10 protein-coding genes are annotated in these 11,815 nt (G+C 66.1%); 2 read left to right on the top strand and 8 right to left on the bottom strand.

Annotated features, from left to right (window positions below):
* Positions 1-10 precede the first annotated feature (10 nt).
* Both LXM55_RS28120 and LXM55_RS28115 read right to left on the bottom strand, forming a co-directional pair.
* Positions 11-559 carry an ATP phosphoribosyltransferase regulatory subunit gene (locus LXM55_RS28120; protein WP_233323518.1) on the bottom strand — a complete coding sequence of 183 codons (549 nt, stop codon included), beginning with the start codon at positions 557-559 and terminating at the stop codon, positions 11-13.
* Positions 560-918: 359 nt separating this feature from the next.
* On the bottom strand, positions 919-2,010 hold the full coding sequence (locus LXM55_RS28115) for a DUF1615 domain-containing protein (protein WP_233323386.1): 1,092 nt from the start codon (positions 2,008-2,010) through the stop codon (positions 919-921).
* Positions 2,011-2,327: 317 nt separating this feature from the next.
* On the opposite strand from LXM55_RS28115, the gene LXM55_RS28110 reads away from it, so the two are divergent.
* Both LXM55_RS28110 and LXM55_RS28105 read left to right on the top strand, forming a co-directional pair.
* Complete coding sequence (locus LXM55_RS28110; RefSeq protein ID WP_233323385.1) at positions 2,328-2,942, top strand: LysE family translocator; 615 nt, start codon at positions 2,328-2,330, stop codon at positions 2,940-2,942.
* Positions 2,943-3,005: 63 nt separating this feature from the next.
* Entirely contained in the window at positions 3,006-4,550 is a 1,545-nt protein-coding gene (locus tag LXM55_RS28105) for an FAD-dependent oxidoreductase (protein WP_233323384.1), read from the top strand.
* Between the two features lie 93 nt (positions 4,551-4,643).
* On the opposite strand, the gene LXM55_RS28100 is transcribed toward LXM55_RS28105, so the two are convergent.
* The 6 genes from LXM55_RS28100 to LXM55_RS28075 all read right to left on the bottom strand — a co-directional run bounded on the left by LXM55_RS28100 (position 4,644) and on the right by LXM55_RS28075 (position 11,579).
* Positions 4,644-7,118 (bottom strand): TonB-dependent siderophore receptor, encoded by a 2,475-nt coding sequence (locus LXM55_RS28100; protein ID WP_233323383.1) that lies wholly within the window; start codon positions 7,116-7,118, stop codon positions 4,644-4,646.
* Between the two features lie 97 nt (positions 7,119-7,215).
* Positions 7,216-8,187 carry a FecR family protein gene (locus LXM55_RS28095; protein ID WP_233323382.1) on the bottom strand — a complete coding sequence of 324 codons (972 nt, stop codon included), beginning with the start codon at positions 8,185-8,187 and terminating at the stop codon, positions 7,216-7,218.
* Complete coding sequence (locus tag LXM55_RS28090) at positions 8,184-8,705, bottom strand: sigma-70 family RNA polymerase sigma factor (RefSeq protein WP_233323381.1); 522 nt, start codon at positions 8,703-8,705, stop codon at positions 8,184-8,186. The genes LXM55_RS28095 and LXM55_RS28090 overlap by 4 nt, the downstream gene beginning before the upstream one ends.
* A 117-nt stretch (positions 8,706-8,822) precedes the next feature.
* Positions 8,823-9,797 carry a porphobilinogen synthase gene (hemB, locus tag LXM55_RS28085; protein ID WP_016962997.1) on the bottom strand — a complete coding sequence of 325 codons (975 nt, stop codon included), beginning with the start codon at positions 9,795-9,797 and terminating at the stop codon, positions 8,823-8,825.
* A gap of 286 nt (positions 9,798-10,083) precedes the next feature.
* Positions 10,084-10,680 (bottom strand): hypothetical protein, encoded by a 597-nt coding sequence (locus LXM55_RS28080; protein WP_233323380.1) that lies wholly within the window; start codon positions 10,678-10,680, stop codon positions 10,084-10,086.
* Positions 10,677-11,579 (bottom strand): PhzF family phenazine biosynthesis protein, encoded by a 903-nt coding sequence (locus LXM55_RS28075; protein ID WP_233323379.1) that lies wholly within the window; start codon positions 11,577-11,579, stop codon positions 10,677-10,679. Before LXM55_RS28075 ends, LXM55_RS28080 begins: the two co-directional genes overlap by 4 nt.
* Between the last annotated feature and the right edge of the window lie 236 nt (positions 11,580-11,815).

Genomic DNA, 11,815 nt, shown 5'->3' with positions numbered 1-11,815 from the left:
AAGCCAGCAGTCAGGCTTGCGCTTGCAGCGCCAGTTGCAGGCGCTCCAGGCCGATGCCGAAGCCGCCGCCCTGGCGGTAGGCACCGGCCCCCACCACTTGCTGCTGCGCGCCCAATCGCGGGCAGCGCACTTCGAAGCCTTCGCCGTTGAGGTAGTAGGTCAGGCCGCGCTTGACCCCGAGGTTGAGCTCGTAGTCCAGGCCCAGTGAATCGAGAAAACCCACGCACAGCGCTCGCGCCTGCTCCAGGGCCTGTTGCGGGTTGGGGCCGAGGATCTCCAGGCCCAGCTGGGTGAACTCGCGGTAGCGACCGGCTTGCGGACGCTCGTAGCGATAGCAGCGGGCAACATAGAACAACGCCGCCTGTTCACGCCCCGCCAGCAGTTCGCCGGCGGTTTCCTGGAACAGCGCGGTGGCTTCCGGGATCAGGCAGCAGGGCCGTCCGGCCTTGTCGTTGAAGGCCCACATCTGGCCGATGACTTCACTGCCGCCGGCCTTTTCGATAAAGGTGTCCTGGCCCCACAGCGCCGGGACTATGACTTCTTCAGCACCCGCTTCGATGAAGCCAGCTCCGGAAGCGTCCTTCCAGGGTGCGCAGGGCGGCGGCTTGTGCGCCGGTGATCATTCGAGTGCCACGTAGCATGGTCATGGGTCGTTCCTCTGGTTTTTTGACAGGCAATAAAAAAGGCGCCTTGCGGGGCGCCTTGGTTTTTTCATCGTTGGTCAGTGATCGCAGTGTCTGGATGACTGACCGCTCGACGCGCATACGCGACCACGGCCCCGAAGATGAGGTCGATGGTGATGCAGGCGGGAGTCGAGGCGGAAAAAATTCATGGCGCATCCTGCCACGCCGCCAGGGCGCCTGACAAGCCAGGCGCTCACCGTAAAAGCCGAGAGGCATGCCGGGCAGCCCTTCGCGGTTACAACGGCCGTTGCAGGCAGCGCTGGTAGCGCTCGTCCACCCGTTTGGCGAACCAGGCGGTGGTCAGCTGGCGGGTGATCTTCGGGCTCTTGAGCTCGATGCCCGGCAACTGCTGGCGTGGCACGGGCCGGCCGGCGGCTCGATCGGCCAGGGCAAACACCTGGCGGTACAGCTCGGTCTGGGCGAAGTCCTGGCGGTCGCCCTTTTCCAGCTGCTCACGGATCTGCGGGTTGCGCAGCCCCAGCTGTTTGCCCAGGGTGCGCACCGCCAGTTCGGTACTGCCGGGCAGGAGCGAGTCGTAGCGGATCAGGTCGCCGTCCAGGGCCAACTTGATCCCGCTGAGGCGGCTGACCGCGGCCTGGAAGGCGGCGTTGCGGCTGGCGTACCAGCCGGCGTTGAAATCGGCGAAGCGGTACAGCGGCTGCGGGTAATCCACCGGGTAGCCCAGCAGGTGGGCGATGCCGAAGTACAGGCCGCCACGGCGGCTGAAGACTTCATGGCGAATGGTGCCCTGCACCGGGTAGGGATAGCCCTGGGCATGCTGCTGGGCAAACTCGATGCTGACCTGCATCGGCCCGCCGGTGTGCACCGGGTTGAAACGGCCGAACAGGGTCTGGCCCAGGGGCACCTGACCGATGAAGTCATCGAAGATCGCGCTCAGCTCCTTCTCGGTTCGGGCCTTGGCCAGGCGCTGGCTGTAGGACTGGCCGTCCGCGCCGCGCACTTGCAGGGCGGCGCTGACCAGCAGCGCCGGCACATGCACCTTGGCCGCGCGGCGGTCGATTTCCTCCCGGGCGATGCGCCCCAGGCCCGGCACCGTCGGGTCGACCTGGAAGGTCGATTCCTGCTCGGCCACCGCCAGCACCGCGCACAGGTTGCTCTGGCTCGGTTCCAGCCCCTGGGCGCTGAAGGCCACCTGGATGTCCCGGGCCCAGCCCGGGCGGTCACTGACCTGGGACGGCAGCAGGCGCAGGATGCGCGCCTGGGTCTGCTCGGGGGTCAGTGTCGGCGCTTGGGGGCCGCGCTGGCTGGCGCAACCGGCCAGCAGCGACAAGCCCAGGCAGCAACTGAGAAGACGAGAGGAAATCATGGGACTCCGCAAGATGGCTGGACGAGGGCCGTGTCAGTAAAGCAGCGGCGTGGGGCGTTCGACCAAAGAATGCAAGCGCTGTTCCCGCCACGCCCTGTAGCCACTGCCGCAGGCTGCGAACGGTCTGGGCGGCATTCCGTCGTAGGGACGCAGGGTTCTCAGGATCGATAGCGGTTTGGCTGGGGATTGCCAGGCAAGGTCCTGCGGACCTTCACGCAGCTTCGCAGGCTCAGCAGCGGCTACAGGCTAAAATCCTTCTATTGGCGGTGTGGCTGGGTGTACTTTGATGACCCCGCCCTCAATGGAGTGATACCCGGATGCTGACCCTGGATTTCCTGATCACCAGCTTGATCGTCGTGCTGATTCCCGGCAGCGGCGTGATCCTGACCATTTCCACGGCTCTGGTGGCCGGCAAGCGCGCCAGCCTGTTCACCGCCGTCGGCTGCACCGCCGGGATCGTCCCGCACCTGCTGGCCTCGATCCTCGGCCTGTCGGCGCTCCTGCACAGCAGCGCCCTGGCGTTCCAGGGCCTGAAGCTCGCCGGGGTCGTCTACCTGCTGTACCTGGCCTACGCCACCTGGCGCGACCGCTCGGCCTTTGCCGTGGACAGCAACGCAGTCCGCCAGGGCGCCGGCGCGCTGATGCTCAAGGCCTGCCTGCTGAATATCCTCAACCCCAAGCTGACCCTCTTCTTCCTGGCCTTCCTGCCCCAGTTCATCACCCATGACGGCAGCGACCCGATCCCGCAGATGCTGCTCCTGAGCGGCGTGTTCATGGCCATGACGTTCTTCGTATTCGTGCTCTATGGCCTGCTGGCCAACCTGTTCCGCACCGCGGTGATCGAATCGCCCCGGGTGCAGAACTGGCTGCGCCGCAGCTTTGCCGCAAGCTTCGCCGGGCTTGGCCTGAACCTGGCCTTCGCCCAGCGCTGACTCCGCGGCGGGCGCCGCCTGCAGTCAGATGCATGACCTTGATCGCTTACCGAGGGCAACCCCATGAACTGCAGCGACGTACTGATCATCGGCGCCGGCCCCACCGGCCTGGTCCTGGCGCTCTGGTTGCGCCAGCAAGGGGTCAAAGTGCGGATCATCGACAAGACCCCGGGCCCGGGCACGACCTCCCGGGCCCTGGCGGTGCAGGCACGGACCCTTGAGCTGTACCGCCAGCTGGGCCTGACGCAGGCCATCGTCGAGCGCGGCCACCATGTGCCGGCGGTGAACCTCTGGGTCAAGGGCGAGCGCGCGGCCCAGCTGCCGTTCAACGCCATCGGCGAAGACCTGACGCCCTACCCCTTCCTGCAGATCTTCCCCCAGGACGAACACGAGCAACTGCTGATCGAGCGCCTGGCGCTGCAGGGGGTGGAGGTCGAACGCAACACCGAACTGCTGGCCTTCACCGACCACGGTCACCTGATCAACGCCCGCCTGCGCGGCCCCGACGGCCGCGAAGAACACTGCCAGGCCTTCTACCTGGCCGGCTGCGACGGCGCCCGCTCCACGGTGCGCAAGACCCTGGGCACCGGCTTTCCCGGCGGCACCTACCAGCAGGTGTTCTATGTCGCCGATGTCGAGGCCAGCGGCCCGAGCATGGACGGCCAGTTGCACGTGGACCTGGACGACGCCGACTTTCTCGCGGTGTTTCCCCTGGCCCACAGCGGCCGCGCGCGGCTGATCGGCACGGTACGCGACGAGCGTGCCGAGCACCCGGAGCATCTGCGCTTCGAAGACGTCAGCCAGCGCGCCATGCGCCAGCTAAAAGTCGAGGTGAGCCAGGTCAACTGGTTCTCCACCTACAAGGTGCATCACCGGGTGGCCGAGCAGTTTCACTGCGGCCGGGTGTTCCTGCTGGGCGACGCCGCCCATGTGCACAGCCCGGCCGGCGGCCAGGGCATGAACACCGGGATCGGCGACGCCATCAACCTGGCCTGGAAACTGGCGGCGGTGCTCAGCGGCAGCAGCGCCGAAAGCCTGCTGGACAGCTACGAGATCGAACGCATGGAGTTTGCCCGGCGCCTGGTGGCCACCACCGACCGGGTGTTCAGTTTCGCCACCGCCGATGGCCCGGTCGCCTACCTGGCGCGCACCCGGCTGGCACCGCTGCTGCTGCCGAAGATCGCGGCCTTTGAGAGCGCCCGGGAATTTCTCTTTCGCACCGTGTCGCAGATCACCCTCAACTACCGGGGCATGCCCCTGAGCGCCGGCAGCGTCGGACCGGTGCACGGCGGCGATCGCCTACCCTGGGTGCAGGACGGCGAGCACGACAACTTCGACAGCCTCGATCACCTGGGCTGGCAGGTGCATGTCTACGGGGTCACCAGCGATGCCCTGCGCGACTGGTGCACAGCGCACCGGGTGCCGTTGCGGCTCTTCGACTGGCGCCCGGCCCACGCCGCGGCCGGGCTGGCGCGCAACGCCTTCTACCTGCTGCGCCCGGACACCTACGTGGCCCTGGCCGAACGCTCGGCCGACCCGCGAGTACTGGAACGCTACTTCCGCGAACGCGAGATTGCCCCGCAGAACGCGTCCTTCAAGCCCCGGTGAAATCTGCGCACAGCGCTGGGCGAACGGCTTGACGGCGAGCCGCCGCGGACCTGAAGCGACCGCACAGAGAGCCCGCGCGGCCGCCGCCGGGCCTTAGAAGTCGGCCTTGACCGACAGGGTGAAGTTGCGCGGGTCGCCGTAGAAGTTGCCGAAGCCTTCGGTGCCGATGGTGGTGTAGTAGCGCTTGTCCAACAGGTTGTTGCCGTTCAGCGCCAGGGACCAGGTGTCGTCGATGCGATAGCCGATGCGCCCGTTCCAGATCGCATAGCCGGCCTGGCTGATGTGCTTGCCGCTGGTGGGCGAGACCCGATAGTTGTCGCTTTGCGCGTTGACCCCGGCGCCCACGGTGAAGCGTTCCAGGGCACCGCCCAGTTGGTAATCGCCCCACACCCGCAGCAGGTGCCGCGGCACGTAGGAATTGAACGACTGGCCGTCCTTGCTGCTGTCGGCGTCCTCCAGGGTCTTGGTCTGGGTGTAGGTGTAGCCGGCCAGCACTTGCAGGCGTTCGATCACCTCACCGCTGAGTTCGGCTTCAAAGCCCTGGGCACGGACCTTGCCCGAGTTCAGCGAACAGGTGCTGTCCGGGCAGGCCGGATCGTCCTGCTGCGCATCCTCCTGGACAGTACGGAACAGGCTGAAGGCGCTGTTCAGGCGACCGTCAAACCACTCGCCCTTGACCCCCACTTCGTAGCTCTTGCCCACCAGCGGCTTGAGGGAGGCGCCGTCCAGGGTGCGATAGCTGCCCTGGGGGGTGAAGATGCTGGAGTAGCTGGCATAGGCCGTGAGGTTGTCGTTGAGGTCGTACAGCACCCCGGCGAAAGGCGTGACCTCGCCGGTTTCCTTGGAACTGGCGCTGCTGGGCGTGCGGGTATCCAGCCAGTAGGACACGGCATCGTTCTGCGACTTGTACCAGCTGACCCGGCTGCCCATGACCAGGGTCAGCGGGTCGGCCAGTTTCAGGCGCAGGGTGGAATACAGCCCTTGCTGCTGAATTCGCAGATCAGAGGGGCCACCGCGGGTGGAGCGGCTCTCGTAGTAGCTGTCATCGGGCTTGGGGATGTGGTGGTTGGGGTCCAGCACATTCTGCCGCTGTGGCAGGCCAGCCACGGCGTAGAAATCGTCCTTGATCGAACGGCTGGCGTTGGCGCCGACGACCAGTTCGTGCTCCCGGCCAAAGGCCTGGAAGCGGCCGTCGACATAGGCGTCGAAGCCGTAGTCCACCTGGTCGTAGTCAAAGATGCTGCCCAGCATCAGGGTGCTGGAACGGTTGGCCCCCACCGGCACCGCGCCACTGGGGAAGGCGTACTCGATGTCCTGGGTGTTGCGGCTGTAGACCCCGGCCACCTTCAGCGCCCAGTCGTCGTTGAGTTGCTGCCTGAGGTCGGCGAAATAGGTCGCGCGCTTGCTGCGCGAGTTGTTCCAGGCAGTGTTCAGGCAGGTGGAACGACCGAGCTTGAGGTCGCTGCCGTCGCTGTAGCGCGGCAGGCCGCCCCAGCACGGGCGCGAGTCGACGTCTTCATAGGCCATGCCCAGGCCCAGGGTGGTGGCGTCACTGAGGTCGATATCCAGCGCGCCGTAGTAGACCTGATCCTTGCGCTCGCCCAGGTCGTAGAAATACTGCCGGGTCTGCTGGGTGACCACCGCCCGGCCACGGACGGTGCCGGCATCGTTCAACGGCCCGCCAGTGTCCACCTGGGCCCGGTAGTTGTCCCAGCTGCCGGCGGACATCGTCAGCTCGGTGTGGGGCGTGGCCTGGCCGCGCTTGCGCACGAAGTTCACCGAGCCGGCGGTACCGCCCGCGCCCTTGAGCATGCCGGCGGCGCCGCGCAGGATTTCCACCCGGTCGTAGAAAGCCATGTCGCTGCTGAAGCTGTCGGCCTGTACGTAGCTGCTGCCCATGTCCAGGGGCACGCCGTCGTACTGGTACTGGCCGGTCATGCGAAAGCCCCGGGAATAGAAATACTTGCCGCCCATGGGCGAGTCGTAAAGGGTGATGCCCGGGGTCTTCTCCATCACCTGGTCGATGGTGTTGAGGTTCTGGTCATCGAGCATCTTGCGGGTGATCACCGTCACCGACTGCGGGGTTTCCTTGAGCGAATGCTGGCCCTTGCCGATGGTCACTGCACCCGTGGTGTAGGAACCGGAATACTCGGTGGTGGCGCCCAGCTCCTGGGCCTGCACCTGGGTAGTACCCAGCTCCAGGGCGCCACTGCCCTGGGGTACCGGGCGCAGCACGTAGCTGCCGTTGCTCTGGGGTTCGGCCTGCCAGCCGCTGCCGGCGAGAATCCGCGCAAAGCCTTCCTGCACCCCGTATTCACCCTTGAGCCCGGCCGAACGCCGGCCGGCGGTCTGCCGCGCATCGAAGGAAATCGCCGCGCCGGCAGCGCTGGCGTAACGGCTCAGCACCTCGGTCAGATCCCCTGGGGCAATGTCGAAGCGGCGCACTGCGCTCTGCTCGCTGGCCGCCATCGCGGTCAACGGCAACAGCGTCGCCCCGTAAACCGCCAGTGCACCCCAGAGCCCGAGCTTGATCGCCCGGGCCAACGTCGACTTGTGAACATCAGACATGCTTTGCCTTCCCCGCTAACGAAAATGAATCCACTGGGGGATAAGCCGGACCAGGGTTGGCAAACCTGCAAGGATCACGAAAATTTTTTCCGATGCTTCAGCTCAGGCGGCTGTCGGAGATCCGCACCCAGTAACGGGTATAGCGCTTGATCTGCAGCGAGAAGCCGCTTTCCAGCGCCGCCAGGGCGCGGTCGGTGTCGTCGATGGGGAAAGCCCCGGAGATCTTCAGCCCGGCGATTCGCGGATCGCACTGCACAACCCCGCGGCGGTAGCGCGACAGGTCGGCGAGCAATTCCCCCAGGGGCCGGTCGATGGCGATGATGCTGCCCTGGCGCCAGGCGCCCACCGAAGCATCGTTGGGCCGCAGCGCGGCAAAGCCCCGGCCGCTGAACGCCAGTTGCTGGCCGGCCTCGACCCGGCGCGGCGCGCGGCCTTCACCCAGGCTGACCTGCACCGCGTGCTCCAGCACCGCCACCTGCTCTTCACGCTCGTCGCTGCGCAGCACGAAGCGCGTGCCCAGGGCCAGCACCTCGGCGTGCCGGGTGAGGACCCGAAACGGCCGCTGCAGCGGGTCGGCCGCGGTGCTGACCAGCATCTCGCCCCATAGCAGCTGGACCTTGCGCTGCTGGCCGTCGAACTGCACGTTGATCGAGGTGTTGGTATTGAGCAGCAGCGAACTGCCATCTGCCAGGCGCACTTGTCGGCGCTCGCCGACCTGGGTCCGATAATCCGCCAGCAACTGCTGCGCGCTGTCGCTGCGCCAGCCCAGCCAGCCCAGGGAACCGGCCGAGGCCAGCACCACCAGGTTGCGCATCAGCTCGCGACGCGAGCGCCCGGCCCCGCGCAAGGTCGAGCCGGCCAGGCCGCCGGGCAGCGCCGACATCTGCTCGCCCAACTGCTGCATGCGCTCCCAGGCCTGGCGGTGCAAGGGGTCGGCGGCCAGCCACTCGCGCCAGGCCGCCTGCTCCTGCTCGCTGGCACTGCCGGAACGCAATTGCGCGTACCAGCGCGCCGCGCCGCTGATGGCCTGGCGCTCGCCGACGCTCAGTTGCAGGCCGGCAAAGCTCATGACAGCTGCATCCGCATCTGCATCAGGCAGCAATGCTCCATGGCCTTGGCCATGTAGTTGCTCACGCTGCGCACGGAAATCTGCAAGTGCTCGGCGATCTGCTCGTAGGTCAGGCCGTCGCACTGGGACAGCAGGAAGGCCTGCTTGACCTTGGCCCCCAGGCCATCCAGCAGCCGATCGATTTCCATCAACGCCTGGAACAATACGCTCTGCTCCTCCGGCGACGGGTGCTCGCCCTCGGGCACCTGGGCCAGGGCTTCGAGGTAGGCCTGCTCCAAGGAACGGCGGCGAAACAGATCGATCAGCAGGCCCCGGGCAATGCGCGACAGGTAGGGCCGCGGCTCACGGATGTCCAGTGCGTTGCGGGCCTTGAGCACCCGCACGAAGGTGTCCTGGGCCAGGTCGGCGGCATCGAAGCCATTGCCCAGGCGCTGGCGCAGCCAGCCCTGCAACCAACCATGGTGATGGGTGTAGAGATCGGTGACGGCGCAGCGCAGGGATAAGTCGTCGGCGGGCATGACAGTAGGGATTCATATTTGATAATGAATCGCATTGTCATGTAGAGGCGGAAGTCTTGGCAATAGCCACGAACGCCGGGCGGCGTTCGTGGAGGGACGGTTTGGCCCGGTGCGGGATCAGATCCCGGCCAGGGCCAGGTCCATGGCGAAGTAGGTGAAGATCAAGTCGGCGCCGGCGCGCTTGATCGAACCCAGGCTTTCACGCACCACCCGCTGCTCGTCGATGGCCCCGGCCTGGGCGCCGAACTTGATCATCGCGTACTCACCGCTGACCTGGTACGCCGCCACCGGCAGGCGCGAGGCCTCGCGGATGTCGCGGATGATGTCCAGGTAGGCCCCGGCGGGCTTGACCATCAGCGAGTCGGCGCCTTCCTGCTCATCCAGCAAGGACTCGCGCACCGCTTCGCGGCGGTTCATCGGGTTCATCTGGTAGCTCTTGCGGTCGCCCTTGAGCGCACTGCCACCGGCCTCGCGGAACGGACCGTAGAGCGCCGAAGCGAACTTGGTGGAATAGGCCATGATCGGCGTCTGGGTGAAACCGGCGGCGTCCAGGGCGCGGCGGATGGCCTGGACCTGACCGTCCATGGCTGCCGACGGCGCAATCACGTCGGCGCCGGCACGGGCCGCGGCCACCGCCTGCTTGCCGAGGTTGATCAGGGTCTGGTCGTTGTCCACTTCATGGCCGTGCATCACGCCGCAGTGGCCGTGCTCGGTGTATTCGCAGAAGCAGGTGTCGGACATCACGATCATTTCCGGCACGGCGTCCTTGGCGATGCGCGACATGCGCGACACCAGGCCGTTTTCCTTCCAGGTATCGCTGCCATCGCAGTCCAGGTGGTGAGACACACCGAAGGTCATCACCGACTTGATCCCGGCGCGGGCGTAACGCTCGATCTCGCCGGCCAGCTTGGATTCGGGAATGCGCATCACCCCGGGCATGCTCTTGATCGGCACGAAATCGTCGATTTCCTCCTCGACGAAAATCGGCAGCACCAGGTCATTGAGGGTGAATTCGGTTTCCTGGAACAGGCTGCGCAGTTGTTCGGAACGACGCAGGCGACGCGGACGGGCTTCTGGGAACTGGCTGGACATGATTTTTCCTAAGGCTGAGCGCGAGACAACACGAGCGATGGCGAAAAAAGGCTGAAAGCTTATGCCCGGAGCCGCCGTGGTACAAACCCGCACGGCTCAAGAAAGTCTTGCCGAAGCCGTAACAATGCCCTCCAGGCCCCGCGATCCAGGGGGTGTCGGCCACTCGACGCGGCCAGCCTGCGACCATCTGACGCAACAGCGGCAGCAGCCATTGAACAGCCTGCGTGCGACAAATCCTGCGGTTGGCAGCTTGCAGCAGCTCCTGGCTCCCGCACGGTTGTACACACTACGGCGGCTCGCTGCCCTGCAAATTGAGGGTGTAGTCCTTCAGAGGCGTTTTGAAATAGGCAATGCCGGTTTCGTCAACCTTTCCCCTGAGCACGATTTTCTTGATCCTGTCGGCAATTTCATCGGCAGCATTTTCGGACTGAATCGTCGCTTCGATGCACTCGCCAGGCCGGTAACCCACCGTTCGAACGATCAGGTTGAGATCGACGTAATGGTCAGCCTCGCGGCCCACAACACGACGATTTTCCGGGCCCTGGGTCCAATATATCTCCACGACTTTGCCGGCTGACGGCTTGACCGGCAGGTTGCACGTGGCATTCACCGCCACGCCCTTGTCCCCTGGCGTGGCCGCCACGCTGGCGGATGCCGCGGATTCGCTGCGCGGTGCCTTACCAGGCAAGGTTGCTGGGCCAGGCTGTTGTTTGACAGCCGTGGTTTGTGCAATGCAAAGCAGTGGATCAAGCGCCAGCAAACCCACCAGGCCTGCCCGCAGCACCCACCCCTTCCAGGACACAACCTGGGCCCAAGCGCACAGGAGCCGTACCTGCTTGTACGTGCCGGCGCATGCAAAATCGCCAGGTGCCAGCGCGCTCATGGATGCCTCGGTTCAATGGGCGAAGGTGTATTCCCGCACGCTTGCTCACTGCCTTGGAGAAGCCGCAGGTGTCCCTCAATGCAGGTTCGCGCCGTGCCGCCGACCCAGATTTCATCGCCGATCTGTTCTACGTCAATCCGCCCTGCCCGGCCCATGCTCAGGCCCTGGCTGACGCGGTAGCGAGCCGGTGCCAGCCCGGCGCCCAGCAGCCACTGGGCGAGGCCGGCATTGAGGCTGCCGGTGGCCGGGTCTTCGGGCATGCCGTCGCCGGCGATAAAGGCCCGTACCTCGAACTGCGCGTCGCTGTCATCACGCTGCGGATCACAGGGCGCGATCACCCCGACCGCCAGACCGATCAGCGCCGGGTAGTCCGGTTGCAGATCCAGCACCTGCTGGCGTTCGCCGAGCATCACCGCCAGCCAGCCGGCGCCGTTGTCGACCCACTGCGCCTGCACGATGTCCCCGGGCGCCAGACGCAGACCACGGCGCACCTGCTCCAGCACCTCGGGCTCCACCGGGCCGGACTTGAGCAGCGGCGGCGCGAGAAAAGCCAGCTGATTGCCCTGGCGACGGATGCGCACCAGGCCCACTTCGCACTCCTGGATGATCTCCTCGCCCTGGGGCACGCCGCCGGCTTCGAGCCAGGCATGGCAACTGCCCAGGGTCGGGTGACCGGCGAAGGGCAGCTCCTGGAGGGTGGTGAAGATCCGCAGGCGGTAGTCGGCGCGGGGGTCGCGGGGTTTGAGCAGGAAGGTGGTTTCGCTGAGGTTGGTCCAGGTGGCGAACGCGGCCATGCGCTCGTCGCTCAGATCGTCGGCGTCGAACACTACGGCCAGGGGGTTGCCCTTGAGGGGGGTGGAGCTGAAGACGTCGATTTGTTTGAAGTTCAGGGTGGGCATTGGGTGGGGGCTCTGGGGGGGCTTGGGGGTGAAGTGTACATATCCGTTGCTGCGGGTGTGGCGGCTGGCGGTTTCGCCTTTGTGGCGAGTTTGACGGGGTACATATCCGTTGCTGCGGTCACGGCCGCTGGCGGTTTCGCCCTTACGGCGACTCACTTTGGAAAAGCCGGAATGCCGGCCCAGCCCAAAGTAAGCAAAAGGCTACTGCCCCTCCACTCGGTGCCTCGCCTAGGCGA

The sequence above is a fragment of the Pseudomonas sp. Au-Pse12 genome, from assembly GCF_021341665.1.
GTDB lineage: Bacteria > Pseudomonadota > Gammaproteobacteria > Pseudomonadales > Pseudomonadaceae > Aquipseudomonas.
Note: the sequence above shows the minus strand (reverse complement) of the source record. Positions and strands in the feature narration are given on the sequence as shown.

Bases quoted from the DNA above. Each gene is read 5' to 3' on its own strand.
- LXM55_RS28115 (WP_233323386.1), bottom strand. From the start codon at position 2,010: ATGATTTCCTCTCGTCTTCTCAGTTGCTGCCTGGGCTTGTCGCTGCTG.
- LXM55_RS28110 (WP_233323385.1), top strand. From the start codon at position 2,328: ATGCTGACCCTGGATTTCCTGATCACCAGCTTGATCGTCGTGCTGATT.
- LXM55_RS28105 (WP_233323384.1), top strand. From the start codon at position 3,006: ATGAACTGCAGCGACGTACTGATCATCGGCGCCGGCCCCACCGGCCTG.
- LXM55_RS28100 (WP_233323383.1), bottom strand. From the start codon at position 7,118: ATGTCTGATGTTCACAAGTCGACGTTGGCCCGGGCGATCAAGCTCGGG.
- LXM55_RS28095 (WP_233323382.1), bottom strand. From the start codon at position 8,187: ATGAGCTTTGCCGGCCTGCAACTGAGCGTCGGCGAGCGCCAGGCCATC.
- LXM55_RS28090 (WP_233323381.1), bottom strand. From the start codon at position 8,705: ATGCCCGCCGACGACTTATCCCTGCGCTGCGCCGTCACCGATCTCTAC.
- hemB (WP_016962997.1), bottom strand. From the start codon at position 9,797: ATGTCCAGCCAGTTCCCAGAAGCCCGTCCGCGTCGCCTGCGTCGTTCC.
- LXM55_RS28080 (WP_233323380.1), bottom strand. From the start codon at position 10,680: ATGAGCGCGCTGGCACCTGGCGATTTTGCATGCGCCGGCACGTACAAG.
- LXM55_RS28075 (WP_233323379.1), bottom strand. From the start codon at position 11,579: ATGCCCACCCTGAACTTCAAACAAATCGACGTCTTCAGCTCCACCCCC.